The organism is Microbacterium sp. HD4P20 (assembly GCF_019449275.2).
In the GTDB taxonomy this organism is placed as follows: domain Bacteria; phylum Actinomycetota; class Actinomycetes; order Actinomycetales; family Microbacteriaceae; genus Microbacterium.
In genome coordinates, this window is the sequence record NZ_JAHZQZ020000014.1 from 369,465 (window position 1) to 394,567 (window position 25,103).

The following is a 25,103-nucleotide window of genomic DNA, read 5'->3' on the forward strand; positions in this document are numbered from 1 at the left end:
GGTATGACTGCGCGCCCCGGCATCCTCAGCCGTATCAAGCGGTTCTTGACCGCGACGACGCAGACGGATCCCCCGACGCGGGCGGCGTCGGGATCGACCGCCACCGTCGAGGTCGCACCACCCGCAGCAGAGGCTCTGCGCATCGGGTACACGCCCGATCGCGACGGCGAACCCGACGCGGGCGAGATCGTGTGGACGTGGGTCCCGTACGACGAAGCGGACGGCAGAGGCAAGGACCGGCCCGTGCTGGTGATCGCCCGACAGGACACGGACCGCGTGTATGCCGTGCGCCTGACGAGCAAGGCGCACGACGGAGACCGCGACTACCTCGCGATCGGGATGGGCGACTGGGATCCACGCGGACGCCCATCGTGGGTGGACGTGGAGCAGATCTTCAGTGTCCATCGAGCAGGCATGCGTCGTGAGGCGTCCGCTCTGGATATCGAGCGGTTCGTCCGCGTCGCGGACGCGCTGCACCGCCGGTACGGGTGGGATGTCGGCAACTGACGGGGTGATGATGCCGATCGAGAGTGAAGACCGGGAAGCCGATTCGCCGTACGTAGCGCGTGTGTGGCGTGGGCGCACGTCGGGCGCCGGCGTCATGAACTCGGTGTCGACCTCGACATGGGAGCTCGTCTTCTGGCAGGACGGCGGCGTGATCCGCGCCGCCGCGCGCGGGCCTGAGACCCGACCCACCGAGGTCCGTATCGACGGCGAGTCCGAGTCCATCGGAATCACCTTCTCCCACGGCACGACCATGCCGCACCTGCCTTCCCGCCGCCTCATCGACTCGGACGCCGAAAGCCCGCACGTCGATGGACGCAGATTCGTGCTGCGTGGCGAGGAATGGGAGATACCCGGTTTCGACGACGCAGAGCATTTCGTGCAGAAGCTGGTGCGCGCAGGGGTGCTCACGCGCGATCCGCTCGTGGACGACGTCGTATGGGGCGGCATGGCGCGCGTCGGAACACGGTCGGTGCAGCGACGCGTCGCGGCGGCCACGGGACTGACGGCGGGAGCCATCAGGCAGATCGAGCGCGCGAGACAGGCGGCGGTTCTGCTCGGCGAAGGGTTGCCCATCGCGCGGGTGGTGCACGAGCTGGGGTTCTACGACCAGCCACACCTCGCGCGATCGCTCCAGCGGTTCATCGGGCGTTCGGCCACTGAGCTGCGGCAGCCTGGGGCGGGTGATGCGCTGTCGCTTCTATACAGGACCGACATGGACCATCCTTCGTAGCGTGAGGCATCGCGGCAGTCAGCCGGCGCAACAGCTCACCGTGCCACCACGCCGGAGAACGCAGCGACCGCTCAGCTGCTCGCGGATGAGGTCCGTCTGATCAACTACGACCGTCGCGGCAGGGGCCGGGGTGACGCACGGCGACGCCACGTGGCCCCGCCTCGCCGTGGGTGCGCGAGCGGTCGCCGACATCCTGCCCACCGCGTCGCTGGGTGCGGTGCCGGGGGAGAACCACAGCACGACGGCCGACGTGCTCGCCGACGCGCATGGAACCTTCGTGAGGGAAAGCTGACATGGGTGAGGAGGACTGGTGGTGGGCGATACCAGACTCGAACTGATGACCTCTTCCGTGTGAAGGAAGCGCGCTACCAACTGCGCCAATCGCCCGTTCCCCGAGGGGGACGAGTAACGATCCTACCGGATGCTCGCGTGCCGCTCGCACCACTGCGATGTGACACGCGCGACCGCCGCTCGGTTTTGCAGGACCGCGAGGATCGGCTAAAGTCATTCAAGTGCCCGGGTGCGAATCCGGGAGCGAAATGCGGATGTAGCGCAGTTGGTAGCGCATCACCTTGCCAAGGTGAGGGTCGCGAGTTCGAGTCTCGTCATCCGCTCGAGTGCAGAGGTCCCTCCCTGGGATCGAGGCACGTGGGGTCAAACCACACGCGGTGGCGTGGCCGAGCGGCTAGGCACCGGCCTGCAAAGCCGTTTACACGGGTTCGAATCCCGTCGCCACCTCGCCTGCACAACTGAATAGCCCGAACGGGCGCGATTGGCGCAGCGGTAGCGCGCTTCCCTGACACGGAAGAGGTCACTGGTTCGATCCCAGTATCGCGCACACTGAAACCCCCGGAGACCCCGGGGGTTTATTTGTGCTTTGCGTGAGTTCCGTGCAACAGACGTGCAAGACGCGATCAGCAGGGACCGCCTCGGCGAACCGTCGCCCTCGGGGGCTGGGCCCCTGCAAAATGGCGACGCCGGCGTGCGCTGGGCAACTGTAATCGGGGGTGCAGGCGTTGGCGGAGGCCGCCGTGCGGCACGGGTGCGTGATCTACCAGCCAAGGATCCTGCGTACGAAGGCCCAGATTGCAACGAACACGTCAAACCCCCCACCATTTCCGTTGGACTTCCGATGATCCGGCACGGACGACCCGCAATACAAGACCGCCGTTCACTCGAGGCTTGCCGACCATGCCCCCTCAATTCGAGGTCGTCATGCCAATGGATCTTGTCGGCGACCGAAGCGACGCGGCTCGCGCGCCGGTCGAGATTGGAGCAACAGTGAGCTACGTCGACCGCTTGGGCAACTCGCACACTGATGGCTTCGCGCTCGACCTGGACGATCTCAAGGGCACGCTGAACCTCGATACCCCGGCGCACCACGAGTACCCGCGGAATTCCGCGGGTCTTCTACCTTCTCGAATTGCTCGACGGACGGACGTGCTCGGGACGGATGCCGAGCCCGATCAGGCGCGCGATGAGACGCCGCACGACAGGCGACGCGAACCGCAACGCGGTAACGACCCCACGCGGCAGGAAGCGCCCTGAAGCCGTCCGTCGGGTGATGCCGGCATGGGCTGCGCGTTGAATCCGCTGCATGATGCGCACTGGCGCCGCGCGGCGACGCTGTACGCGGTGCAGGGTGGCAGAGGAGACACCGCCGCGGCGTAGCTCGTCAGTGATCGCGTTCGCGAGGGCGACCGCATCCTGGATCGCGTAGTTCACGCCCACACCTCCGACGGGCGACATCGCGTGCGCGGCGTCCCCGATCGCGATGAAGCCATCGCGGTGCCAGCGGTCGAGACGGTCAAGACGCACGGCGAGCAGCTTCACCTGGTCCCAGTCGGTGAGGGCGCCTACGACAGGCGTCAGGACAGGGGCGATCTCGGCGATCGAGGCTCGCAGCGCCGCGAGGCCCGCAGAATGGAGGTCATCGAACCCGCCTTTGCGGATGACCATTCCCGCCTGGTAGTACTCCCCGCGGTCGATCGTCAGGACCATCCCCTTCGCCGACAAGTACGCGAGCGTCGGGGGAGGGGCGTCGGGGGGGTTTCGGCAGGTGGAACCAGAGGATGTCGATGGGCACACCGAACCCGCGCGGGGTCAGATCCGCGGCCTCGCGCACGACGGAGTGCCGTCCGTCGGCCGCCACGCTGAGCGGTGCGAGGTATTCCACGTCGCCGTCGGGTCCGGCGGCGCGGACGCCCCGGATCCTGCCGTCGTCGATCACGACCCCGGTCGCCTCCGTTTGCATGCGCACCTCGAAACCGGGGTAGGCACGCCCCTCCTCGACGAGGAAGTTCAGCAGGTCCCATTGCGGTGCCAGCACGAGGAAGTCATTGGGTCGGGGGAGTGTGCGGAAATCGACCATCGTGATCCGCTCACCGTCGAAGACCGCATCCAGCGTCGGGAGCCGGGTGACGGGGAGTTGCAGGAAGCGATCACGGATGCCGAGTTCGCCGAGCACCGTAAGCGTCGAGGGATGGATCGTGTCTCCCCGGAAGTCGCGGAGGAAGTCGGCGTGCTTCTCCAGCACGGTGACTCGCAATCCCGCGCGGGCGAGCAGGAACCCGAGCATGACCCCGGCCGGCCCGCCGCCGGCGATCACGCAGTCCCGTTCGACGGTCGTCACAGCAGCGCCCGAATGCCGGTCATGCTCGAACTCTAGTGGCAGGGGGATCCCGCGGCCCGGGCAGCGGCACGAAAGCATGCAACGCGGTTATCGCTGACACAGACATCACCGGCTCAGCGCACCTGGCGCGCCGGGTACACGTTGCGGATATGGGTGGCGAAGAACCGGCCCACGCTGTCGGCGTGGACCAGAGCGCGGTGCACGGACGGCGGAACTGCGAAGTATTGGTAGACGTCGCCAGAGGTGAACTCGAGCTCGAGCAGCGCGGTGGCCGGGTCGTACCCGGCCGACGCGATCACCGTCGACTCCAGTCTCTGGCGCTTCATCGATCCGAGGCTACGCCTTCGAGGCAGGATGGACGGGACTACACTCGTGGGATGGAACTCGTCCGGTCGATCGCCGCTGTCACGCAGGCGACGACTGGTACGCGAACGCTCGGCGCCTGAGCGGGCGGGGCGCGGGGCGCGCCCGAAGCTGAGTAGCCTTGATCCGAGCCACTTCCAGGAGAGTTTCCGTGTCTGACGCCGTGCCCTATCCCGCCGACGGGTTCGCCCTTTTTCCCGACCGTTCCGTGGTCGCCCTCCGTGTCAACGGAGAGCTGAAGGATCTCGCGACGCAGGTTCTCGAGACGGATGCCGTCGAGCCGGTCACGATCGACAGCCCGGACGGTCTCGACATCCTGCGGCATTCGGCGGCACACGTGCTCGCGCAGGCTGTGCAACGCATCAACCCGCAGGCGAATCTCGGCATCGGCCCGCCCGTCACCGACGGTTTCTACTACGACTTCGATGTGAAGGATCCGTTCACCCCCGAGGACGTCAAGGCCATCGAGAAGGAGATGCAGCGCATCGTCCGCGAGGGCCAGCGCTTCGTGCGTCGCGCCGTCACCGACGAGGAAGCGCGTGCGGAACTGGCCGCGGAGCCGTTCAAGCTCGAGCTGATCGGCTTGAAGGGCGGCGCGGACAAGACCGAAGGCGCCTCCGTCGAGGTGGGGGCCGGCGAGCTCACGATCTACGACAACGTCGATCGCGACGGGCAGACGGTCTGGAAGGACCTGTGCCGCGGCCCGCATCTGCCGAGCACACGGATGATCGGCAACGGCTGGGCGCTCCAGCGGATCGCCGGCGCGTACTGGCGGGGGAGCGAGAAGAACCCGCAGCTGCAGCGCATCTACGGCACCGCGTGGCCGACGAAGGAAGCTCTGCGGGCCTACCAGTCGCGGCTCGAAGAGGCCGCAAAGCGCGACCACCGCAAGCTGGGCAAGGAGCTGGACCTCTTCTCGTTCCCCGACGAGATCGGTTCGGGCCTGTCCGTCTGGCATCCGCGAGGCGGTGTCGTGCGCGGCGAGATGGAGCAGCACGCGCGTCGTCGCCACATCGAGGGCGGCTACAACTACGTGTACACGCCGCACATCTCGAAGGAGGATCTGTTCCTCACTTCGAACCACCTCGTCACGTACAAGGAGGGCATGTTCCCGCCGATCGTGATGGACGAGGAGCGCGACGAGCACGGCGAGATCGTCAAGCACGGCCAGGACTACTACCTCAAGCCGATGAACTGTCCGATGCACATCCTGATCTACAAGGAGCGTGCGCGCAGCTACCGCGACCTGCCGATGCGGCTCGCCGAGAACGGCACCGTCTATCGCAACGAGCTCTCGGGCGCCCTGCACGGCCTGACCCGAGTGCGCGGCTTCACACAGGACGACTCGCACCTTTTCGTCACCCCCGAGCAGCTCGAGGCCGAGACCACTCGGGTCCTGGAGTTCGTCGTCTCGATGCTCCGCGACTTCGGGCTCGACGAGTTCGAGCTCGAGCTGTCGATGCGCGACGACGAGAAGGACAAGTGGATCGGCTCGGACGAGTTCTGGGACTACTCGACGAACGCGCTGCGGAACGTCGCGCTGGCCAGCGGGCTCAAGCTCACCGAGGTCCCCGGCGAGGCGGCGTTCTACGGACCGAAGATCGACCTCAAGACGCGGGATGCCATCGGTCGTGTGTGGCAGCTTTCGACCGTGCAGGTCGACCCGAACCTGCCCGAACGCTTCGAGCTGGAGTACACCGATCGCGACGGCCAGAAGAAGCGGCCGATCATGATCCACCGCGCCCTGTTCGGCTCGATCGAGCGGTTCTTCGCGATTCTGCTCGAGCACTACGCCGGGGCGTTCCCGGTGTGGCTGTCGCCCGTGCAGGTGGTGGGTATCCCGGTTGCCGAGGAGTACGCCGACTATCTCGGCGAGGTGATCGCGCAGCTGCGCTCGGGCGGTGTGCGGGCCGAGCTGGACCACTCCGACGATCGCATGCAGAAGAAGATCCGCACCCACACCACGCAGAAGGTCCCGCTGCAGCTCATCGCGGGGGAGCAGGACCGATCTGCCGGCACCGTCTCGTTCCGCTTCCGCGACGGCTCGCAGGAGAACGGCGTGCCGATCGCGGATGCGGTGCGCCGCGTGCAGGCGGCGATCGCCACGCACGCTCTGGTGAACACGGCGGAGGAGTTCGCGTGAGCCCGGTCGACGAGGGCGGGGACGAGGCGCGGAAGACGGATTCCTCGGACCAGTCCCTTGTCGACGCGGCGACGCTCCCCGGAGTGCCGGACGAGTTCCAGCGTCTGTGGACGCCGCACCGTATGGCGTACATCCAGGCGGGCCCCGAGGTGCTGCGCCACGACTGCCCGTTCTGTGAGGCGCCGCGCAAGTCCGACGAGGACGGACTCATCGTCTTCCGCGGCAGCACCGCGTATGCGCTGCTGAACCTCTTCCCGTACAACTCGGGACACCTCCTGGTCTGCCCCTACCGTCACATCGCGACGTACGACCAAGCGACCGACGAGGAGGTCGCCGAGATCGGCCTGCTCACGCAGCAGGGGATGCGCGTGCTCCGCCAGGTATCGCGCTGCGACGGCTTCAACATCGGCATGAACCAGGGTCATGTCGCCGGCGCCGGCGTCGACGAGCACCTGCACCAGCACGTCGTTCCCCGGTGGGCTTCGGACGCCAACTTCTTCCCGATCATTGCGAAGACCAAGGCGCTGCCGCAGCTGCTGGGCGAGGTCCGCCGCGCTGTCGCCGACGCCTGGCCCGGCTGACCCGAGACTCGCCTCAGCGCACCTGCTGCACGTCGAACTGGAGGCGCGGGTGGGCGTACGACTCCTGCGACTCGACCAACTGCAGCTCGCGCTCGCCTGATGCGTGAGTGCGCTCGAGCAGGTCGAACACGCTCGATGTGGTGCGTGCGAGTGCGTCGGCGGGATCGCCGGTGCGGCGCAAGTGCGCGGTGAACAGCGCAGCGGTGACGTCACCCGAGCCGTTGGCCTTCAGCGGGATGCGGGGCGTTTGGACGATCCACGCGCCGTCGTCGGTGACGGCGAGCATCTCGATCGTGTCCTCCGGGCGGTCCGGTCGTTCCACACTCGTCACGAGCACCGTCCTAGGCCCCATGGCGCGGGCGATGTCCACCGACGCGAGCGTCGACTCCAGGTCCGCCGGCTCGGTCTCGGTGAGGAAGCCGAGCTCGAACTGATTCGGCGTGATGATGTCGGCGGCCGGCACCACGCGGTCGCGCAGGAGCACCGGGATGGCGGGCGCGACGAAGCACCCCGAGGTGGCGTTGCCCATTACGGGGTCGCACGCGTAGACGGCATCGGGGTTCGCGGACTTCACACGCGCGACGGCGTCGAGGATGACATCGGCGATGCCCTCGCCGCCCTGATATCCAGACAGCACGACATCGATCTGCCCGAGGACGCCACGCTCCTCGATGCCGAGGATCACGTCGCGCACGTCGTCGGGGCTGATGAGGGGACCGCGCCATGCGCCGTAGCCGGTGTGGTTCGAGAAGTTCACCGTGTACACCGGGAGCACCTCGACGCCGATGCGCTGCAGGGGGAACACGGCCGCGGAGTTGCCGACGTGCCCGAAAGCCACGGCCGACTGGATCGACAGGATCTTCACCGGTCGATCATCCCACCTGTCCGGGCGCCAGTCGTTCCCGCAGGGCGTCCACGGCCGCGGCGATGTCGTCGGCGAGCTGTTCGGCATCATCGTCGTCGAGGTCGTGCACAGTGAGCCGTAGCCGATCGGAGGGCGCGGCGTCCGCCACCAGGAACTCGTCGCCGCTGCGGGCGAGCCAGCCGCGCCGCATGAGCCGGTCGGTCACTGTGCGCGCGGTCACCGGAAGCGCGACCCATAGGTTGAGCCCGTCGCCCGGCTCGGCAGCAATTCCGCGCGCAGTCAGACGTCGGGCGAACGCGGCATTGCGCGCCGCGTAGCGCGCGCCGGCACGGTCGATCGCAGCGACCACGCCAGGGTCGGTCACCAGCGCGAGCGTGAGGCGCTGGAGCAGATGGCTGACCCAGGTCGTCCCAGGGGTCAGGCGCATCGCGAGCCGCTCGGCGGTGTCGGGATCCGATGCCGTCACGGCCAGACACATGTCGGGTCCGAGGAACTTCGACACCGAGCGGATGAGTGCCCAGCGACGGTGCTCGGGACCGATGAGCGAGTGGAACGGACGCTGCGACAGCAGAGAGAAGTGGTCGTCCTCGATCACGAGCACGTACGGATGGTCGGCGAGCACGTCGCGCAGCTCTGCCGCCCGCTGCGCCGACAGACTGGCGCCGGTGGGGTTCTGCGCACGTGGAGTGCACACGACGGCGCGAATTCCCTGTTCGAGCGCGTCGCGCAGCCCGGCGACGGTCATACCCTCGTCGTCCACGGGCACCGGCACCGGCCGATACCCGCCGAGCCGTACCGTGTGGATGCTGGCGAGGAAGCACGGATCCTCGAGCGCCACGGCGTCGTCACGGGTCAGCGACTGCGCGAGGAGTCGTTCGACGGCATCCGCGGCTCCGCTCGTGATCGTCAGTCGCATCGGGCCGGCTGACCCGAGATCGTCCTGCATCCACGAGCGGGCCCAGCTCTCCAGGTCGGGATCGATGACCGGCTCGCCGTACAGCACCGGCCGTCCGGCCATGCTCTGCAGCGCCTTCGATGGGTCGGGGATGAGGTCGGGATCGGGGTTTCCGGTGCCGACGTCGCGCAGCACCGTGTCGGCGGCGAAGCCCTCCTGCGCGACGGGGGAGCGGTGTGCCACGCGCGTCCCGCCGCGGCCTCGTGTGACGACGACACCGGCCTGCGTGAGCTGGCGGTAGGCGGCGACGGTCGTGTTGCGGTTGACCCCGAGGCTTTCCGCGAGAGTGCGCACGGGAGGGAGCGGATCACCGGGCCTCAGCATCCCGCGCTCGACGAGGCCGCGCAGGCTGTCGGCGATCTCCGACGCCGTGCGCCCGCTGATTCCGTGGTTCATGTCACCGTTCATCGCCTTCCCGAGTGTAGGCCCGGTACATGCTATCTTTTGGCCTAGGCCAATCACCACGACTGTCCGTCCGCGTGCGCCCGGGGTGGCGCATCCATCGAAGGGAACCCCCTGTGACCAGTGCCGACACCGGAACCAGCCGCGTCAAGCGCGGCCTTGCCGAGATGCTGAAGGGCGGCGTGATCATGGACGTCGTCACCGTGGAGCAGGCCAAGATCGCCGAGGACGCCGGCGCCGTCGCCGTGATGGCACTGGAGCGGGTTCCCGCTGACATCCGCGCGCAGGGCGGGGTGTCACGGATGAGCGACCCCGACATGATCGACGGCATCATCGACGCCGTCTCGATCCCGGTGATGGCGAAGGCGCGCATCGGGCACTTCGTCGAGGCGCAGGTGCTGCAGGAACTGGGTGTCGACTACATCGACGAGTCCGAAGTGCTCTCGCCGGCCGACTACGTCAACCACATCGACAAGTGGAACTTCACCGTTCCGTTCGTATGCGGTGCGACGAACCTCGGCGAAGCGCTGCGCCGCATCAACGAGGGCGCGGCCATGATCCGCTCCAAGGGCGAGGCCGGCACGGGCGACGTCTCGGAGGCCACGAAGCACATCCGCAAGATCACGAGTGAGATCAACGTTCTGCGTTCGATGACGAAGGACGAGCTCTACGTCGCAGCCAAGGAGCTGCAGGCGCCGTACGACCTGGTCGCAGAGATCGCTGAGACCGGAAAGCTCCCCGTCGTGCTGTTCGTCGCCGGTGGCGTCGCCACACCCGCCGACGCCGCGATGATGATGCAGCTCGGTGCCGACGGGGTCTTCGTCGGCTCCGGCATCTTCAAGTCCGGCAACCCCGCTGAGCGCGCCGCTGCGATCGTGAAGGCGACCACCTTCTTCGATGACGCCAAGGTCGTCGCCGACGTCTCGCGGGGCCTGGGCGAGGCCATGGTCGGAATCAACGTCGCCGACCTTCCCGCACCGCACCGCCTCGCCGAGCGCGGCTGGTGACCACGAGCCGCCTCCGCGTCGGCGTGCTCGCCCTGCAGGGCGACGTGCGCGAGCACGTCCGCGTCCTCGCCGATCGGGGCGCGGAGGCCAGCCTGGTGCGGCGACCGGCCGAGCTGGCGGGCGTCGATGGGCTGGTGATCCCCGGTGGCGAGTCCAGCGTGATCGACAAGCTGTCGCGGGCGTTCGGCATGCGCACCCCGATCCAGGACGCGATCTCGGCGGGCATGCCGATGTACGGCACATGCGCCGGGCTCATCCTGCTGGCCGATCGCATCACCGACGGCATCGAGGGCCAGCAGACCTTCGGCGGCCTCGATGCGACCGTGCGGCGCAACGCGTTCGGCACTCAGGTGGACTCGTTCGAGGTCGACCTCGATGTGCCGGTACTGGGGGAGCCACCGGTGCACGCGGTGTTCATCCGTGCGCCGCTCGTGGAGTCGGTGGGCCCCGGCGTCGAGATCCTGTCGCGCCTCGCCGACCACCGGATCGTCGCGGTGCGCCAGGGACCGCTCCTCGGCACGGCGTTCCACCCGGAGGTCACGGGCGAACACCGCTTCCACGAGATGTTCCTCGACATGGTCCGCGACCGTTCCGTCTGACGGCGCCCGGCGGCAGAGGCACCGCCGCCTCCGGGCGCGCGTGACGGACGGGCTTAGAATAGTCTGCCGGTGGCCGCGCCCCCGGCGATCGCGCGGAGCCGCGCACGCACCGCCGAACAGGATCACAGGAGGACCATGTCCGGGCATTCCAAGTGGGCGACGACCAAGCACAAGAAGGCCGTCATCGACGCACGCCGTGCGAAGTCGTTCGCCAAGCTCATCAAGAACATCGAGGTGGCAGCAAAGATCGGCGGTGCCGACCTGGCGGGCAACCCGACCCTGTACGACGCGGTGCAGAAGGCCAAGAAGACTTCGGTGCCCAACGACAACATCGATCGCGCCATCAAGCGCGGCGCGGGCATCGGCGGCGAGGCCGTCGAGTACACCTCGATCGTGTACGAGGGTTACGGACCCAACGGCGTCGCCCTCATGATCGAGTGCCTCACCGACAACAAGAACCGCGCCGCCGCAGAGGTGCGCACCGCGCTCACCCGCAACGGCGGAAGCCTCGCCGACCCCGGCAGTGTCGCCTACAACTTCACCCGCAAGGGTGTGATCGTCGTCTCGGGCGACGGCACGACCGAGGACGACGTCATGATGGCGGTCCTCGAGGCGGGTGCCGAAGAGGTCGAGCCGCACCCGCAGGGCTTCGAGGTCGTCACCGAGGCCTCCGATCTCGTGAAGGTGCGCTCGGCGCTCCAGGACGCGGGCATCGACTACGAGTCGGCCGACGTCGAGTTCGTGCCGAATCTCAAGGTCGAAGTCGATGCCGACACGGCTCGCAAGGTGTTCCGGCTGATCGACGCGCTCGAAGACAGCGACGACGTGCAGAATGTCTACAGCAACTTCGACCTGAGCGCCGACGTGCAGGCCGAACTCGAGAACGACGAAGACTGAGCAGCGGGCGCGCCTGGCCGGGGCATCCGTCCTCCTCACCTAGCGTGGGGGAGTGACCTCCGGTTCCTCCCGTTCGCCGCTACGTGTGCTGGGCATCGACCCCGGCCTCACGCGCTGCGGCGTGGGCATCGTCGATGTGGCCCCGGACCGCTCTGCGCAGCTGGTGCACGTGGGCGTGGTCCGGTCCGATCCGAGCGAGCCGATCGAAGCGCGGCTGGCGCTGATCGCGACCGGCCTCCGTGCCGTCATCGCAGCGCACCGGCCCGACGTCGTCGCGGTCGAGCGCGTCTTCGCCCAGCACAACCGCCACACGGTCATGGGCACCGCGCAAGCGAGCGGTATCGCCCTCCTCGTCGCCGGCGAGAGCGGGCTTCCGGCAGCGACGCACACACCTTCCGAGGTGAAAGCGGCGATCACCGGATACGGATCGGCCGACAAACGGCAGGTACAGGCGATGGTCGCCCGCGTGCTGCGGCTAGACGCACTGCCGCGGCCCGCCGACGCCGCGGACGCCCTGGCGCTGGCCCTATGCCACGCGTGGCGCGGCGGCCCGGCCGCAGCGGCATCCGGCCCCCTCACTCCCGCACAGCGGGCATGGGCCGACGCGGAGCGACTCAGCCGACGGTGACACGTCCCGCGTCCCGCGTCGCTGAGCGCGTCCGTGAGCGTGTCGCTCGAACAAACCTCCGAACCGACCCGTAGGCTCGACGCATGATCTCGTCAGTCCGCGGCACGGCCGTCCACGTCGATGCGGATTCCGTCGTCGTCGAGGTCGGCGGGGTTGGCCTGCACGTCGCCGTGACACCCCAGGTGGCGCGTGCGACGTCCCTCGGCGAGGCCGTGCTCCTGCATACGACCCTCATCGTCCGCGAGGACGCCCTCTCGCTCTTCGGATTCGAGACGCGCGAAGAACTCGCCGTGTTCACGCAGCTCCTGGGGGTCACCGGTGTGGGACCGAAGTCCGCCCTCGGCGTGCTCGCAACGCTGACCGTGCCGCAGATCGCCGACGCGGTCGCCGCGGACGACGACGCGCCGTTCCGCCGCGTCTCGGGCATCGGCCCCAAGACGGCCAAACTGATCGTGGTGCAGCTCACCGGCAAGGTCATCGCCTCGCGTCCCTCCGTCGCGGGCGGAGCGGATGTCGCCACCGCCGGCGGCGTGACAGCCCAGGTCGTCCAGGCCCTGATAGGCCTCGGGTGGTCGGAGCGCATCGCCGCCGACGCCGTCGAGACGGCAGCTGTCGACGCATCCGAAGGCGATCGCGCCTCGGTGCCTGCACTGTTGCGCCTGACGCTCGCGGCGCTCGGTCCGGCGCGGAAGGAGTCTGTGAATGGTTGACGTCCGCGATGCCGACGAGCCCGCCGACGAGACCGAGCTGGCCATCGAGGGCGCCCTGCGCCCGTCGTCGCTGGCCGAGTTCGTCGGGCAGCAGAAGGTGCGCGGGCAGCTGCAGCTGCTACTGGATGCCGCCCGCATTCAGCAGCGCCCGGCGGATCACATCTTGCTGTCTGGACCGCCGGGGCTCGGCAAGACGACCCTGGCGATGATCGTCGCCCACGAGAGCAACCGGCCGCTCCGGCTGTCGAGTGGTCCGGCGATCCAGCACGCCGGAGATCTGGCCGCGCTGCTGTCGAGTCTGACTCCCGGTGAGGTCCTCTTCATCGACGAGATCCACCGAATGGCGCGCTCCGCGGAAGAGATGCTGTACCTCGCGATGGAGGACTTCCGCATCGACATCATGGTCGGCAAGGGGGCGGGCGCCACCAGCATCCCGCTTGATCTCGCACCGTTCACGCTGGTCGGCGCCACGACCCGCTCCGGCATGCTTCCGAATCCTCTCCGCGACCGCTTCGGTTTCACCGCACACCTGGAGTACTACGAACCCGAGGAGCTCGAGCGGGTCCTCGAAAGGTCGGCTGCGATGCTCGGCGTCGCCGTCCCGCCCGGCCCGCGAGCGGAAATCGCGCGCCGGTCGAGAGGCACACCTCGCATCGCGAACCGCCTGCTGCGCCGCGTCCGCGACTACAGCATCGTGCACGGCAACGGCAGGGGGGCCGATGCGGGCATCGTCGATGCGGCGCTGGACCTGTACGACGTCGACGCGATCGGCCTGGACCGGCTCGACCGCGCCGTCCTCGATGCACTCGTGCGGCGCTTCCGTGGAGGACCGGTGGGGCTGGGCACCCTGTCGGTAGCGGTCGGCGAGGAGTCCGACACGATCGAGTCCGTCGTCGAGCCGTACCTCGTGAGGATCGGCTTCATCGGGCGCACGCCGCGCGGCAGGGTCGCGATGCCGGAGGCGTACGCGCACCTCGGGGTCGCGTCGGCCGAATCGGTGTTCGGGTTCAATGACCTATAATCGCTGGAGGCTTTCGCCCACCCCCCTTGAAAGGCAGCGCCGCCTGGCGTGCCTGAACCGAAAGGTGCTCTCGCCTCCATGGACATCGCTACCTTCCTGAGCAATTACGGCCTCATCATCCTGCTGGTCGTGCTCCTCGTCTTCATGTTCTGGAGCTCGCGCCGTCGGATGCAGAAGCAGAAGCTCGAGCAGGAGCAGAAGGCGCGTGAGACGGTCCCGGGCGCCGAGGTCCTGCTGCAGGGTGGTCTCTACGGCACCATCGTGTCGTTCGACCCCGACAACCTCGACCAGCCGGCGATCGTGCAGCTCGCGCCCGGCGTCGAGATCAAGGTCCACAGCCAGGCCATCCTGCGGGTGGTGAACCCCACCGAAGGCGCCGTCAGCGAGGACGAGTACCTCGCCTCGGAAGAGAGCCACGCCGAGTACGCCGAGGGCGTCGCCAGCGGCGACATCTCCTCGATCAGCGACGACCAGCGCGTCGCCAGCAAGGAAGAGAACGACCCCGACGCCGACTCCGGTCCGAAGTCACGAGACTGACCGTCTGACCGACCGGCCGCACGGCCCTCTCTCCAGAAAGCGAAGACGTGGCGACATCCACTCCCGTCCGGCATGCGTGGCGCGCGCTGATCGGCCTTCTCGCCATCACCGCCGTGCTGTTCGGCATCAACGCGCTCGGCGTGTACGTGTTCAAGGGCAGCTCGTGGGTCCCTGAACTCGCGCTCGACCTGCAGGGCGGCACGCAGATCGTGCTCGAGGCGCAGACCGAGGACGGCGCCGATCCGTCCACCGAGCAGATGCAGCAGGCGGTCACCATCATCCGCCAGCGCGTCGACGCATCGGGTGTCGGCGAGGCCGACGTCACCACGCAGGGCGGCAACCAGATCGTCGTCCAGATCCCCGGTCAGGCCGACGAAGAGACCCGCAACCGCATCGAGGCCTCGGCCCAGCTGCAGCTGCGCGCCGTGCTGGTGGCGGGTGCGCCGACGAACACCTTCATCGGCGAGGACGGCAACGAGACGCCGTACCCGACTCCGGACCCCACGCTCGCCGCGACCCCATCCGTCGCGCCGACCAACGGCAGCGATACGGCATGGGTCACGCCGCAGCTGTCGGCCGCGTACCAGGCGTACGACTGTGCCGACCCCGCCAACGACCCCGCCAGCGCACCGGCCGACGAGCCGCTCATCACGTGCGAGGCCGACGGCAGCTTCAAGTACATCCTCGGACCGGTGGAGCTGGACGGATCGTCGATCGACGACGCGACGTTCGGCCTGCAGACCACGAACAACCAGTGGGCCGTCAACCTGCAGTTCGACGGAGAAGGCACCGAGGTCTTCAGCGAGATCAGCCAGCGCCTGTACGGTGCGCAGCCGCCGTTGGACCAGTTCGCGTTCGTTCTCGACGGCTATGTGCTGACGGCCCCCTCCATGAACGCCCCGATCATCGACGGCCGGCCGAGCATCACGGGCAACTTCACCCAGGAGACCGCGAAGGTGCTCGCCGATCAGCTGAAGTACGGCGCGCTGCCGCTCAGCTTCGCTGTCGAGAGCTCCAACTCGATCTCGGCGACCCTCGGATCACAGCAGCTGCAGATCGGGGTCATCGCGGGCCTCATCGGCCTCGCGCTGGTCGCGCTGTACTCGCTCATCGTCTACCGATCGCTCGGGTTCGTCATCATCGCCTCGCTCGCGGTGATGGCCGTGCTCACCTATGTCGCACTGTGCATTCTGGCCTGGCGCATGGGCTTCCGTCTGTCGCTGGCCGGAGTCGCCGGTCTCATCGTCACGATCGGATTCACGGCGGACTCGTTCATCGTGTACTTCGAGCGCATCCGCGATGAGCTGCGCGACGGCAAGTCCATCACGAGCGCGGTCGAGGACGGCTGGGGTCGCGCCAAGCGCACGATCTACATCTCGAAGTCGATCAACGTACTCGCCGCGGTCGTGCTGTACATCCTGGCCGACTCGACGGTGAAGGGCTTCGCGTTCACGCTCGGTCTCACCACCGCGATCGACGTGCTCATCTTCATACTCTTCACCCATCCGGTCATGCAGCTGCTCGCACGCACGCGCTTCTTCGGGTCGGGGCATCCGCTGTCCGGACTCGACCCGACCGCTCTCGGCGCGGTCTACCGGGGCCGCGCCCAGTTCCGTGCGCCGGTGGCTGATGTCGCGACGACCGCGGCCGCACGCCGTGCCGCCAAGTCCCGTGGTGAGGCGGTCCGCCGCCAGACGATCGCGGAGCGCAAGCAGGCCGAGCTCGCGGCCGGCGGTGCGGGAACCGCACCGAAGCAGAGCGGCCCCAAACCCGCGAAGACCGCCAAGGAGGGGGACGACTGATGCGCTCCATGAGTCAGCTCGGCAATGACCTCTACACCGGCAAGACCTCGTTCCCGTTCGTCGGGCGCCGGCGCCTCTGGTTCCTGATCGCTGCGATCCTTGTGATCGGGTCGGCACTGGTGCCGCTGATCCGCCCGATCCAGTTCTCGATCGAGTTCACCGGCGGCTCGCAGTTCACGGTCAACGGTGTCGCAACCACTGACCAGTTGATGGCGACCGAGGCCGTGCTGTCGGTCGTCCCCGGCGCGACGACGAAGGTCGTCACGATCGGCGACGACGCGGTGCGCGTGCAGACCGACCAGATGACGGATGCCGAGAGCCGAGAGGTCTCGGAAGCTCTCGCCACTGCCTACGACGTACCGGCGAGCGAGGTGAGCTACTCGTTCATCGGCCCGAGCTGGGGTGCCGACGTCACCCGCACGTCACTGTGGGGTCTGGCCATCTTCCTCGCGCTGACCTTCTTGATCCTGGCGCTGTACTTCCGCACGTGGAAGATGTCGGTGTCGGCGATCATCGGCCTGGTGGATGTGCTCATCATCACGATCGGCGTGTACGCGCTGTTCGGCTTCGAGATCTCGCCGGCGGCCGTCATCGGGTTCCTGACGATCCTGTCGTACGCGCTTTACGACACGACGGTCGTCTTCGACAAGATCAGGGAGAACACCAGCGAAGACGGGGAAGTGTCCGGTCGCACCTTCGGGGACTCGGTGAACCTCGCCGTCAACCAGACGCTGGTGCGCTCCATCAACACAACGGTCGTGGCGGTCCTGCCGACGGGGGCGATCCTCTTCCTCGGCCTGCTGTGGGTCGGCGCCCAGACGCTGACCGACCTGTCGCTGTCGATCTTCGTGGGAACCATCGTCGCGGCGTACTCGACGATCTTCGTGGCCGCGCCCCTGTACTCGCTGCTGCGCGAGAACGAGCAGGCGATCAAGACGCGCGACGAGCGCGTCGTCACCGCCCGCGAGCTCGCCGGCACTCCTGCCTGAGATCGCCCCCGGCCGGGCGACCGGCGCGGCGGGCGTAGGATTGTGAGGTCCAGCGGAGGGGAGGCGATCGCATGACCGAGACCGTCCCTCCCGCCCAGACCTCGTCGCTGCGGCGACTCGTGCCCCGCATCTTCTCGCGCTCGGCACGGCGGGACGATGTCGAGCAGCTGCTTCGGACGGTGCGCACGCATCACCCCAAGGGCGATCTGTCGATCATCGAGCGAGCCTATTCCGTCGCCGATCGCGCGCACACCGGACAGACGCGGCAGAGCGGCGAGCCCTACATCACGCACCCGCTCGCGGTGGCGCAGATCCTCGCCGATCTGGGGCTCGGCCCCCGTGCGATCGCCGCCGCGCTTCTGCATGACACCGTCGAAGACACCCAGTACTCGCTCGAGACTCTGAGCGCCGAGTTCGGCGACGAGGTCGCGATGCTCGTGGACGGTGTCACGAAGCTCGACAAGGTCAAGTACGGCGAGAGCGCGCAGGCCGAGACCGTCCGCAAGATGATCGTCGCGATGTCGCGTGACATCCGCGTCCTGCTGATCAAACTCGCCGACCGCCTGCACAATGCGCGCACGTGGGGGTTCGTGCCGCCTGAGAAGGCGCGCAAGAAGGCGACCGAGACGCTCGAGATCTATGCCCCGCTGGCACACCGCCTCGGCATCCAGGCCATCAAGTCCGAGCTCGAGGATCTGTCGTTCGCGGTCCTGCACCCGAAGCTCTACGCCGAGATCGACAGCCTCGTCAAGCAGCGCACGCCGCAGCGCGAGCAGTACGTGCAGAACGTGATCGACGCGGTCGACGCAGATCTGCGGGAACTGCGCATCCGGGGCCGGGTCATGGGCCGCCCCAAGCAGCTGTACTCGGTGTATCAGAAGATGGTGGTGCGCGGACGCGAGTTCGACGACATCTACGACTTGATCGGCATCCGCATCATGGTGGGCAGCGTTCGCGACTGCTACGCGGTGCTGGGCGCCATCCATGCGCGCTGGACGCCATTGCCCGGCCGATTCAAGGACTACATCGCGACGCCGAAGTTCAACCTCTACCAGTCGTTGCACACCACGGTCATCGGCCCGGGCGGTCGCACCGTCGAGATCCAGATCCGCACCAATGAGATGCACCAGCAGGCCGAGTACGGCGTCGCGGCGCACTGGAAGTACAAGGAGCGGCTGGCCGGCGGCAAGGCGGATCCCAAAGCCATCGACACCGACATGGCGTGGCTTGCGCACATCTCGGACTGGCAGGCCGAGACGGCCGACCCGGGAGAGTTCCTCGACTCGCTGCGGTTCGAGATCGGCGCCAAAGAGGTGTACGTCTTCACCCCGAAGGGTCGTGTCGTCGGTCTGCCGGCAGGTGCGACGCCGGTCGATTTCGCGTACGCCGTGCACACCGAGGTCGGTCATCGCACCATGGGCGCGAAAGTCAACGGCCGGCTGGTGCCGCTGGAGTCCGAGCTCAAGAGCGGCGACGTCGTCGAGGTGTTCACCTCCAAGAATCCGGATGCCGGTCCGAGCCAGGACTGGCTGGGATTCGTCAAGAGCACGCGTGCCCGCAATAAGATCCGCGGCTGGTTCACGAAGGAGCGCCGCGAGGAGGCGATCGAGCAGGGCAAGGAGTCGATCGCGCGCGCGATGCGGCGCCAGAATCTGCCGCTGCAGCGGCTGATGAGCCAGGACTCGTTCTCAGAGGTCGCCCACCAGCTGCGCTACGAGGACGTGTCGGCGCTCTACGCCGCCGTCGGCGAGGGCCACGTGTCCACCCAGTCCGTCATCGAGAAGGTCACGGCCCTCGTCGCCGCCAACGACACCACGACGGGTCCTATCGACCTTCCGTCGGTGGGCCGCACACGGTCCGCTTCTCGCGGCGGCGATTCCGGCATCCTGGTCCGCGGCGCTCCCGACATCCTGGTCAAGCTCGCGAAGTGCTGCACGCCGGTGCCCGGCGATCAGGTGGTCGGATTCGTCACGCGAGGGAGCGGCGTTTCGGTGCACCGCAGCGACTGCACCAACGTCGCATCACTGATGCAGGATCCGGCGCGCATGATCGACGTCGAGTGGGGGTCCACCACCAAGAGCGTCTTCCTCGTGCAGATCCAGGTCGAGGCGCTCGACCGGTCGGGCCTCCTGAGCGATGTCACCCGCGTGCTCAGCGAGCACCACGTGAACATCCTCTCGGCAACGGTGTCGACGACGAACGACCGGCTCGCGCTCAGCAAGTTCGTCTTCGAGATGGGTGACATCGTGCACCTCGACCGCGTGCTCAACGCCGTTCGGCGCATCGACGCCGTGTACGACGTCTACCGCGTGACCTCGTCCTGACCTGCGGCGGCGAGCACGTCGCGCAAGAGCGCCAGACCGATCCGCTTGTGCGGAAGCACTCCGGCCTCCAGCCGGGCGATCGCCGGTGCGAGTGCATCGGGGAGCGTTCGGCCCAGCAGCGTTGCGGCGCGCGCGTGCCGTTCGTCATCGATCCTGGCCAGATCGATGAGGGTGCGCACCGGAGTGGTCACACGGATGCCGCCGATGATGTGAAGGTCGCTCGCCGGCACCGCGAGGTCGCGGTACACGAGTCGGCGATCGGGCGTGCGGTGCAGGCGGCGGGTGACGGCGCGCTGCACGGTGTGGCGTGACGGTGGCAGCGGCAGCGCCCCGTGGATCCAAGCCGCGGTCAGATGGGTCGCGGCGAGCGAGTCCCCGAGCCTGCGGGCCAGTGATCCGGCCCGCAATGCGGTGGTCTCGACGGCGTCCGCCGGGATGTACGCGTCACCGAGATCGACCAGGTCGCCGTCCAGGCACGCCGCCGAGAGCTCTGCGGACGAGAGCCGGTCGCCGGCGAAGTACAGGAACGGTGACGCCATCCTGGAAGTGTGCCGCACCGCGGTGATCGACGGATGCCTCGACCCGTCGATCTGTGGACAACGTGCGCTGCCGTCAGCCGCCGAGGGCGTTCAGCCACGCGCGGCGCGCTTCGAGCGCCTCCTTCGCCTTCGCGACCGCCTTCGCATCACCCGACTTCTCCGCTGCCGCGACCTCTTCTTCCAGCTTCTCGATCGCGTCGGTGAGCTGGCGCGTCATGTCGTTGGCGCGGGCCTTCGTCTCGGGGTTGTTCCGCTTCCAGTCGGTCTCTTCGCGGGTGCGCAGCGACTGCTCGATCTTGCGGAGCTCGTCGTCGAGGGCGCGCTCGGCGTCGCGAGGGAAGATGCGGCCGATGTCGTCCCACTGCCGCTGGATGCTCGTGAGCAGAGCGCGGGCCTTGGCGATGTCGCGCTCGTCCGGCACCGCCTTGGCCTCTTCGAGCAGCACGCGCTTGGCGTCGATCTTCTCGCGCGAGGCCTCGGCATCCGCGGCTTCTCGCTCGATCCGCGCGCCGTACAGCGCGTCACCGGCAGCCTTGAAACGTGCCCAGAGCGCATCGTCGACCTTCTTGCCGGCCCGACCTGCGGCCTTCCACTCGTCGAGCAGGTCGCGGTACGCCGGGATGCCGTCCTCGCCCCGGGGCGCCAGCGCCTCGGCACGTTCGACGAGTCGCGTCTTGCGGTCTCGCACCGTCTTGTGCGCCTCGTCGAGTTCGGCGTAGAACGCGCGGCGGTGCTTGTCGACGATGGCGCGCGCGTCGCGGAATCGCTTCCACAGCTGCTGGGCCGTCGACTTCGGCAGCCGGGGACCGTGCTGCTGCTGCGCCTGCCACTGCTCGAACAGTGCGTTGAGGTCGGCGGTCGCCTGCTTCCACTGCACACTGCGGGGGTCGCGCGCGGCGAGGGCCTCGGCCTTCTCGACGAGTTCGGTGCGCGCCTTGACCGCGTCCTCGACGGCTTCGCGGGCTGCAGCGGCCTCGGTTTCGGACGCGGCGGCGAGCGTCTCGGTCAGCGCGGCGAGGCGCGCGGCAAGACTGGCGAGATCGCCGACCGCGGCCGCTCCCTCGAGCTTGGCCTCGATGGTGCGCGCGGTCGCACGCAGATCGGAAGCCGACGCGCCGCCCCGGCGGTGGCGCACCTCGAGAAGTGTCACCTCGCTCGCCAGATCGGCGTACTTGCGCTCGTAGTAAGCCAGTGCCTCTTCGGCCGACCCGTCGGGGTACTGTCCGACGACCCGCCAGCCACCGGACTCGCGCACCGACACGGTGCCGTCGTCGTCGACCCGACCCCAGGGCTCGCTCTCTCGCGCGGCAGCCGGGCTCGCCGGCGCCGGGGAGGCCGCGCGTGCCACTGCGGCGGGAGTGGGGACGGGAGGAGCGGGACGGACCTCCGCGGGCGCCTCTTCGACCGTAGGCTCTTCAGCGGGCGCCTCTTCAGCGGGCGCGTCCGCGGCGGCCACGTCGTCTGCCGGGGCGTCGCGAGTCACCTGGTCCGGAGCGTCGTCAGGCTGCACCGCGTCCGGAGCGTCGTCAGGCTGCACCGCGTCCGGAACGTCGTCGGGCGTCACCTCGAGCGGCGCCACGTCTTCGTCGGCTGCGGTCGCGGCGGCCTCGATCTGGCTGGTCTCAGGGCCCTCGGGGGCTTCATTGTCGGCGGTGGGCTCTGCTGCGGCAGTCACGGAAATGCACCTCATCACGGCTTGCGCCGTCTGCGGGAGTTTGGACGGCTCCCCAGCCTAGTACGGCCGGTGCCCCGCATTCGGTGCGGGTTGAGCTGCCTCAGGGGGTGGGCGTGGGCGTGGCGCCGGAGTCCGGCGACGGCGTCGGGGACGTCGGCGTCGTCGATCCGGTGGGCGACGGAGTCGAGGTCGGCGTGGGAGTCGGCTCGGGCGCGCCCGGACCTGCCACGAAATAGACGGTCTGCGAGGCGATCAAGCCCACGATGAGCAGCCCGCCCGCGATGCCGGCGATCAGGTTGTCGCGTGTGCGCCGGCGGATCTGCCGGTCATGGAAGTCACGGCGCGCCTGATACAACCGGGCGCGCTCCCGCTCGGCGCGGGCATCGCGATCTTTTCCTCCGACCGCCACAGGGGCCTCCTTCGCTCCGGTGTCGGCCCGGAGCCGGGTTGATCCTATGGGGCGGCCGTGGTGACGGCCAAACCCTGGGCCGGTCCGGAGTCGGATCCCCGGGATAGCCTGGAATGGTGACGACGCCCGCCCCCTCTCCACGTGCCGCAGGCGCGTCGCGTGGAGCTTCCGGGAGCGCAGGCCCGCAGACCGCGTTGTTCCAAGGGCAGACTCCTCTCGCGGTTCGCATGCGCCCGGTCTCGCTCGACGAGGTCGCGGGCCAGTCGCATCTGCTACGCGCGGGCTCGCCGCTGGTGACGCTGGCGAATCCGGATGCCTCGGCGCGCACCGGCACGTCGGTCATCCTGTGGGGGCCTCCCGGCACGGGAAAGACCACGCTCGCGCAGGCCATCGCGCGCTCGTCAGGACGGCGCTTCGTCGAGCTCTCAGCCGTCACCGCCGGCGTCCGAGATGTCCGGGAGGTCATGCAGGAGGCGCTCACACAGCGGGATCTCTACGACCAGTCGACGATCCTCTTCCTCGACGAGATCCACCGTTTCACCAAGGCGCAGCAGGACGCCCTTCTTCCTGGCGTCGAGAACGGCTGGGTCGTGCTGATCGCCGCGACGACCGAGAACCCGTCGTTCTCGGTCGTCTCACCGCTGCTGTCCCGCTCGCTCCTGCTCACCCTCAAGCCGCTCACCGACGAGGATCTGTGCGTGCTGATCGACCGTGCCGTCGCGGATCCGCGGGGTTTGGCGGGCGCCGTGTCGCTGTCGGACGAGGGCCGGAGCGCCCTGGTGCGACTGGCCTCGGGCGACGCCCGCCGCGCGCTCACCGCGCTCGAAGCGGCGGCATCCCTCGCCGTCCCCGACGAAGCGGACGGCAGTGACGGCGAAGCTCCCGAGATCACCTCGGAGCACGTGGCGCAGGCCGTCGACCGTGCGCTCCTGCGATACGACCGTCAGGGCGATGAGCACTACGACGTGATCAGCGCGTTCATCAAGTCCATCAGGGGATCGGACGTGGATGCCGCGATGCATTACCTCGCCCGCATGATCGAGGCGGGGGAGGATCCTCGCTTCATCGCGCGGCGCCTGATCATTTCGGCAGCCGAGGACATCGGCCTCGCCGATCCGCAAGCGCTGCCGATCGCCGTCGCGGCCGCCGATGCCGTCCAGTTCATCGGCATGCCCGAGGGAAGGATCCCGCTCGCCGAGGCCACGGCGTATCTGGCGACGACGGCGAAATCCAACGCCGCCTACCTGGCGATCAACGCGGCGATCGCCGATGTGCGCTCCGGCGGCTTCGGCCCCGTCCCGGTGCATCTGCGAGACGCTCACTACGCCGGTGCGAAGCGTCTGGGCCACGGCAAAGGGTATGTCTACCCCCACGACGCCGAGATCGGGATCTCTGCCCAGCAATACCTGCCCGACGAGCTGCGCGGACGCCGCTACTACGAGCCCAAGGCGCTCGGCGCCGAGCGCGACGTGCAGGCGCGGCTGGAGAAGATCCGCCGGATCCTCGACGGCCAGTGACTCCGAACGGCCGCCGCGGGGCCCTCTGCTAGACTTGACCGGCTCGAAACCGAGTTTTCGGGCATCCCCTCTCTTCCTCACCACCTTCCGGCATGCCCCGGCGTGCAGTCCGGACAGGGCGAAGACAGGCGATACGCCCGCGAGCCGTGAAAGACACGGCAGCGTCAAGAAAGGAACACTTCGTGGCTACGAAGTCCCAGGATCGCCGCAAGGTGCGTCTGTCGCGCGCCCTCGGCATTGCACTGACCCCCAAGGCGGCCAAGTACCTCGAGAAGCGTCCGTACGCTCCGGGTGAGCACGGCCGCACCAAGCGCAAGCAGGACAGCGACTACGCCGTCCGTCTGCGCGAGAAGCAGCGTCTGCGCGAGCAGTACGGCATCCGCGAGAAGCAGCTGCGCATCCAGTTCAACGAGGCCCGCCGCACCCAGGGTCTGACCGGTGAGAACCTCGTCGAGCAGCTCGAGATGCGACTGGACTCGCTCGTGGTCCGCGCCGGGTTCGCTCGCACCACGGCGCAGGCGCGTCAGCTCGTCGTGCACCGTCACATCCTCGTCGACGGCCAGCTCGTGGACCGCCCGTCGTTCCGCGTGAAGCCGGGCCAGGTCATCCACGTCAAGCCCAAGAGCGAGGGCCTCGAGCCCTTCCAGGTGGCCGCCGCCGGTGGTCACGCCGAGGTGCTGCCCCCGGTTCCGAGCTACCTCGAGGTCGAGCTCGACAAGCTGCAGGCCCGTCTCGTGCGCCGCCCCAAGCGCGCCGAGGTTCCGGTCGTCTGCGACGTCCAGCTCGTCGTCGAGTACTACGCGGCGCGATAAGCGCTTCTGCGAACACGATTCGGGTGGAGGGCGCCGGGGAAACCCGGCGCCCTCCGTCGTCAGCAGCGCTGTCTTCGCGGTTGCCGAGCACGTCGCTCTGCAACGGTGCCGGGACACGCCTACGATGGGGGGATGCCGCGCCCGCGGCCCCTAGCGAGGAGTGATGACATGAAGAACCTGTTCTGGTTCGTGCTCGGCATCGCCGGCGGCTTCGTCGTGGCGCACCTCATGAACAAGGATCCGCGCGGACACGAGATCCTCACCGATGTGGACGCCCGCATCTCGGAGTTCACCGATCGCATGGGCGACGCATACCGCGAGCAGGAGGCCCGGTTCTCGGGTCTCGTCGATGATGTCAAGGACGCAGCGCGGGCGGCGGCATCCGGCGCCACCGATGTCGCGACCGACGCCGTCGACGCCGTCTCCGACGCCGCACGCAAGCTCACCGACTGACCCAGC

The 25,103-nt window shown here is 68.4% G+C and carries 26 protein-coding genes and 4 tRNA genes; 21 read left to right on the forward strand and 9 right to left on the reverse strand.

The annotated features are described in order from the left end of the window. The first annotated feature begins 3 nt into the window (after positions 1-3). The 3 genes from K0817_RS09990 (at position 4) to K0817_RS10000 (ending at position 1,529) form a co-directional block, all read left to right on the forward strand. Complete coding sequence (locus K0817_RS09990) at positions 4-507, forward strand: type II toxin-antitoxin system PemK/MazF family toxin (RefSeq protein ID WP_219981298.1); 504 nt, start codon at positions 4-6, stop codon at positions 505-507. A 10-nt stretch (positions 508-517) separates the two neighbouring features. Further along, complete coding sequence (locus K0817_RS09995; RefSeq protein ID WP_253735290.1) at positions 518-1,237, forward strand: helix-turn-helix domain-containing protein; 720 nt, start codon at positions 518-520, stop codon at positions 1,235-1,237. Between the two features lie 130 nt (positions 1,238-1,367). Further along, positions 1,368-1,529 carry a hypothetical protein gene (locus K0817_RS10000; protein WP_219981299.1) on the forward strand — a complete coding sequence of 54 codons (162 nt, stop codon included), beginning with the start codon at positions 1,368-1,370 and terminating at the stop codon, positions 1,527-1,529. A 19-nt stretch (positions 1,530-1,548) separates the two neighbouring features. On the opposite strand, the gene K0817_RS10005 is transcribed toward K0817_RS10000, so the two are convergent. After that, positions 1,549-1,624, reverse strand: a tRNA-Val gene (locus tag K0817_RS10005). Between the two features lie 154 nt (positions 1,625-1,778). On the opposite strand from K0817_RS10005, the gene K0817_RS10010 reads away from it, so the two are divergent. The 3 genes from K0817_RS10010 (at position 1,779) to K0817_RS10020 (ending at position 2,075) form a co-directional block, all read left to right on the forward strand. After that, positions 1,779-1,851 (forward strand) — tRNA-Gly (locus K0817_RS10010). A 53-nt stretch (positions 1,852-1,904) separates the two neighbouring features. Beyond that, positions 1,905-1,975: transfer RNA gene (locus K0817_RS10015), tRNA-Cys, on the forward strand. Between the two features lie 28 nt (positions 1,976-2,003). After that, a tRNA-Val gene (locus tag K0817_RS10020) sits at positions 2,004-2,075 on the forward strand. A 572-nt stretch (positions 2,076-2,647) separates the two neighbouring features. On the opposite strand, the gene K0817_RS10025 is transcribed toward K0817_RS10020, so the two are convergent. From K0817_RS10025 to K0817_RS10035, 3 genes are all read right to left on the reverse strand, one after another. Continuing rightward, positions 2,648-3,238, reverse strand: coding sequence for an FAD-dependent monooxygenase (locus K0817_RS10025; protein WP_253735291.1), 591 nt, complete (start codon positions 3,236-3,238; stop codon positions 2,648-2,650). Next, complete coding sequence (locus tag K0817_RS10030; protein WP_253735292.1) at positions 3,168-3,869, reverse strand: FAD-dependent monooxygenase; 702 nt, start codon at positions 3,867-3,869, stop codon at positions 3,168-3,170. The genes K0817_RS10025 and K0817_RS10030 overlap by 71 nt, the downstream gene beginning before the upstream one ends. 113 nt (positions 3,870-3,982) lie before the next feature. Next, positions 3,983-4,195, reverse strand: coding sequence for a KTSC domain-containing protein (locus tag K0817_RS10035; RefSeq protein WP_219981300.1), 213 nt, complete (start codon positions 4,193-4,195; stop codon positions 3,983-3,985). Positions 4,196-4,383: 188 nt separating this feature from the next. Here K0817_RS10035 and thrS point away from each other — a divergent pair, with 188 nt between their 5' ends. Both thrS and K0817_RS10045 read left to right on the forward strand, forming a co-directional pair. Next, positions 4,384-6,375: a threonine--tRNA ligase gene (gene thrS, locus K0817_RS10040; RefSeq protein ID WP_253735293.1), complete on the forward strand. Its 1,992-nt coding sequence runs from the start codon at positions 4,384-4,386 to the stop codon at positions 6,373-6,375. Beyond that, positions 6,372-6,956: an HIT domain-containing protein gene (locus tag K0817_RS10045; protein ID WP_219981301.1), complete on the forward strand. Its 585-nt coding sequence runs from the start codon at positions 6,372-6,374 to the stop codon at positions 6,954-6,956. Before thrS ends, K0817_RS10045 begins: the two co-directional genes overlap by 4 nt. Before the next feature lie 13 nt (positions 6,957-6,969). On the opposite strand, the gene pdxY is transcribed toward K0817_RS10045, so the two are convergent. Next, entirely contained in the window at positions 6,970-7,821 is an 852-nt protein-coding gene (gene pdxY / locus K0817_RS10050; RefSeq protein WP_219981302.1) for a pyridoxal kinase PdxY, read from the reverse strand. 7 nt (positions 7,822-7,828) lie between these two features. Further along, positions 7,829-9,172 (reverse strand): aminotransferase class I/II-fold pyridoxal phosphate-dependent enzyme, encoded by a 1,344-nt coding sequence (locus K0817_RS10055; RefSeq protein WP_219981620.1) that lies wholly within the window; start codon positions 9,170-9,172, stop codon positions 7,829-7,831. Between the two features lie 122 nt (positions 9,173-9,294). On the opposite strand from K0817_RS10055, the gene pdxS reads away from it, so the two are divergent. From pdxS to K0817_RS10105, 10 genes are all read left to right on the forward strand, one after another. Next, entirely contained in the window at positions 9,295-10,185 is an 891-nt protein-coding gene (gene pdxS, locus K0817_RS10060; RefSeq protein ID WP_219981303.1) for a pyridoxal 5'-phosphate synthase lyase subunit PdxS, read from the forward strand. Continuing rightward, the gene (gene pdxT, locus K0817_RS10065) at positions 10,179-10,784 is read left to right on the forward strand and encodes a pyridoxal 5'-phosphate synthase glutaminase subunit PdxT (protein ID WP_219981621.1); all 606 of its coding nucleotides are present in this window, start codon (positions 10,179-10,181) and stop codon (positions 10,782-10,784) included. Before pdxS ends, pdxT begins: the two co-directional genes overlap by 7 nt. Positions 10,785-10,919: 135 nt before the next feature. Further along, the gene (locus tag K0817_RS10070) at positions 10,920-11,681 is read left to right on the forward strand and encodes a YebC/PmpR family DNA-binding transcriptional regulator (protein WP_219981304.1); all 762 of its coding nucleotides are present in this window, start codon (positions 10,920-10,922) and stop codon (positions 11,679-11,681) included. 52 nt (positions 11,682-11,733) lie between these two features. After that, positions 11,734-12,309 carry a crossover junction endodeoxyribonuclease RuvC gene (gene ruvC / locus K0817_RS10075; protein ID WP_253735294.1) on the forward strand — a complete coding sequence of 192 codons (576 nt, stop codon included), beginning with the start codon at positions 11,734-11,736 and terminating at the stop codon, positions 12,307-12,309. Positions 12,310-12,392: 83 nt separating this feature from the next. Continuing rightward, positions 12,393-13,019: a Holliday junction branch migration protein RuvA gene (ruvA, locus tag K0817_RS10080; protein ID WP_219981305.1), complete on the forward strand. Its 627-nt coding sequence runs from the start codon at positions 12,393-12,395 to the stop codon at positions 13,017-13,019. Continuing rightward, entirely contained in the window at positions 13,012-14,040 is a 1,029-nt protein-coding gene (gene ruvB / locus K0817_RS10085; RefSeq protein ID WP_219981306.1) for a Holliday junction branch migration DNA helicase RuvB, read from the forward strand. The genes ruvA and ruvB overlap by 8 nt, the downstream gene beginning before the upstream one ends. Before the next feature lie 78 nt (positions 14,041-14,118). Further along, entirely contained in the window at positions 14,119-14,577 is a 459-nt protein-coding gene (gene yajC / locus K0817_RS10090) for a preprotein translocase subunit YajC (RefSeq protein ID WP_219981307.1), read from the forward strand. Between the two features lie 47 nt (positions 14,578-14,624). After that, on the forward strand, positions 14,625-16,379 hold the full coding sequence (secD, locus tag K0817_RS10095) for a protein translocase subunit SecD (protein ID WP_219981308.1): 1,755 nt from the start codon (positions 14,625-14,627) through the stop codon (positions 16,377-16,379). Then, on the forward strand, positions 16,379-17,368 hold the full coding sequence (secF, locus tag K0817_RS10100) for a protein translocase subunit SecF (RefSeq protein ID WP_219981309.1): 990 nt from the start codon (positions 16,379-16,381) through the stop codon (positions 17,366-17,368). The genes secD and secF overlap by 1 nt, the downstream gene beginning before the upstream one ends. Before the next feature lie 71 nt (positions 17,369-17,439). Beyond that, positions 17,440-19,692 carry a bifunctional (p)ppGpp synthetase/guanosine-3',5'-bis(diphosphate) 3'-pyrophosphohydrolase gene (locus tag K0817_RS10105; RefSeq protein ID WP_219981310.1) on the forward strand — a complete coding sequence of 751 codons (2,253 nt, stop codon included), beginning with the start codon at positions 17,440-17,442 and terminating at the stop codon, positions 19,690-19,692. On the opposite strand, the gene K0817_RS10110 is transcribed toward K0817_RS10105, so the two are convergent. The 3 genes from K0817_RS10110 to K0817_RS10120 all read right to left on the reverse strand — a co-directional run bounded on the left by K0817_RS10110 (position 19,671) and on the right by K0817_RS10120 (position 22,315). Next, positions 19,671-20,231, reverse strand: coding sequence for a hypothetical protein (locus tag K0817_RS10110; RefSeq protein WP_219981311.1), 561 nt, complete (start codon positions 20,229-20,231; stop codon positions 19,671-19,673). The genes K0817_RS10105 and K0817_RS10110 overlap by 22 nt on opposite strands. 73 nt (positions 20,232-20,304) lie before the next feature. Then, positions 20,305-21,579, reverse strand: a complete 1,275-nt coding sequence (locus K0817_RS10115) for a DUF349 domain-containing protein (protein ID WP_253735342.1) — start codon at positions 21,577-21,579, stop codon at positions 20,305-20,307. 427 nt (positions 21,580-22,006) lie between these two features. Further along, positions 22,007-22,315 (reverse strand): dioxygenase, encoded by a 309-nt coding sequence (locus K0817_RS10120; protein WP_219981313.1) that lies wholly within the window; start codon positions 22,313-22,315, stop codon positions 22,007-22,009. A gap of 227 nt (positions 22,316-22,542) precedes the next feature. Between K0817_RS10120 and K0817_RS10125 the strand changes: the two genes are divergently transcribed. The 3 genes from K0817_RS10125 to K0817_RS10135 all read left to right on the forward strand — a co-directional run bounded on the left by K0817_RS10125 (position 22,543) and on the right by K0817_RS10135 (position 25,097). Further along, on the forward strand, positions 22,543-23,832 hold the full coding sequence (locus tag K0817_RS10125) for a replication-associated recombination protein A (RefSeq protein WP_219981314.1): 1,290 nt from the start codon (positions 22,543-22,545) through the stop codon (positions 23,830-23,832). Positions 23,833-24,014: 182 nt separating this feature from the next. After that, positions 24,015-24,644 carry a 30S ribosomal protein S4 gene (rpsD, locus tag K0817_RS10130; protein ID WP_219981315.1) on the forward strand — a complete coding sequence of 210 codons (630 nt, stop codon included), beginning with the start codon at positions 24,015-24,017 and terminating at the stop codon, positions 24,642-24,644. A 168-nt stretch (positions 24,645-24,812) separates the two neighbouring features. Continuing rightward, on the forward strand, positions 24,813-25,097 hold the full coding sequence (locus tag K0817_RS10135; protein WP_219981316.1) for an ATPase: 285 nt from the start codon (positions 24,813-24,815) through the stop codon (positions 25,095-25,097). Positions 25,098-25,103 lie beyond the last annotated feature (6 nt).

Bases quoted from the DNA above. Each gene is read 5' to 3' on its own strand.
- yajC (WP_219981307.1), top strand. From the start codon at position 14,119: ATGGACATCGCTACCTTCCTGAGCAATTACGGCCTCATCATCCTGCTG.
- K0817_RS10055 (WP_219981620.1), bottom strand. From the start codon at position 9,172: ATGAACCACGGAATCAGCGGGCGCACGGCGTCGGAGATCGCCGACAGC.
- K0817_RS10035 (WP_219981300.1), bottom strand. From the start codon at position 4,195: ATGAAGCGCCAGAGACTGGAGTCGACGGTGATCGCGTCGGCCGGGTAC.
- K0817_RS10025 (WP_253735291.1), bottom strand. From the start codon at position 3,238: ATGGTCCTGACGATCGACCGCGGGGAGTACTACCAGGCGGGAATGGTC.
- K0817_RS10125 (WP_219981314.1), top strand. From the start codon at position 22,543: ATGCGCCCGGTCTCGCTCGACGAGGTCGCGGGCCAGTCGCATCTGCTA.
- K0817_RS10070 (WP_219981304.1), top strand. From the start codon at position 10,920: ATGTCCGGGCATTCCAAGTGGGCGACGACCAAGCACAAGAAGGCCGTC.
- secF (WP_219981309.1), top strand. From the start codon at position 16,379: ATGCGCTCCATGAGTCAGCTCGGCAATGACCTCTACACCGGCAAGACC.
- ruvB (WP_219981306.1), top strand. From the start codon at position 13,012: ATGGTTGACGTCCGCGATGCCGACGAGCCCGCCGACGAGACCGAGCTG.
- ruvA (WP_219981305.1), top strand. From the start codon at position 12,393: ATGATCTCGTCAGTCCGCGGCACGGCCGTCCACGTCGATGCGGATTCC.
- K0817_RS10110 (WP_219981311.1), bottom strand. From the start codon at position 20,231: ATGGCGTCACCGTTCCTGTACTTCGCCGGCGACCGGCTCTCGTCCGCA.
- K0817_RS10105 (WP_219981310.1), top strand. From the start codon at position 17,440: ATGACCGAGACCGTCCCTCCCGCCCAGACCTCGTCGCTGCGGCGACTC.
- K0817_RS09995 (WP_253735290.1), top strand. From the start codon at position 518: ATGCCGATCGAGAGTGAAGACCGGGAAGCCGATTCGCCGTACGTAGCG.
- K0817_RS10135 (WP_219981316.1), top strand. From the start codon at position 24,813: ATGAAGAACCTGTTCTGGTTCGTGCTCGGCATCGCCGGCGGCTTCGTC.
- K0817_RS09990 (WP_219981298.1), top strand. From the start codon at position 4: ATGACTGCGCGCCCCGGCATCCTCAGCCGTATCAAGCGGTTCTTGACC.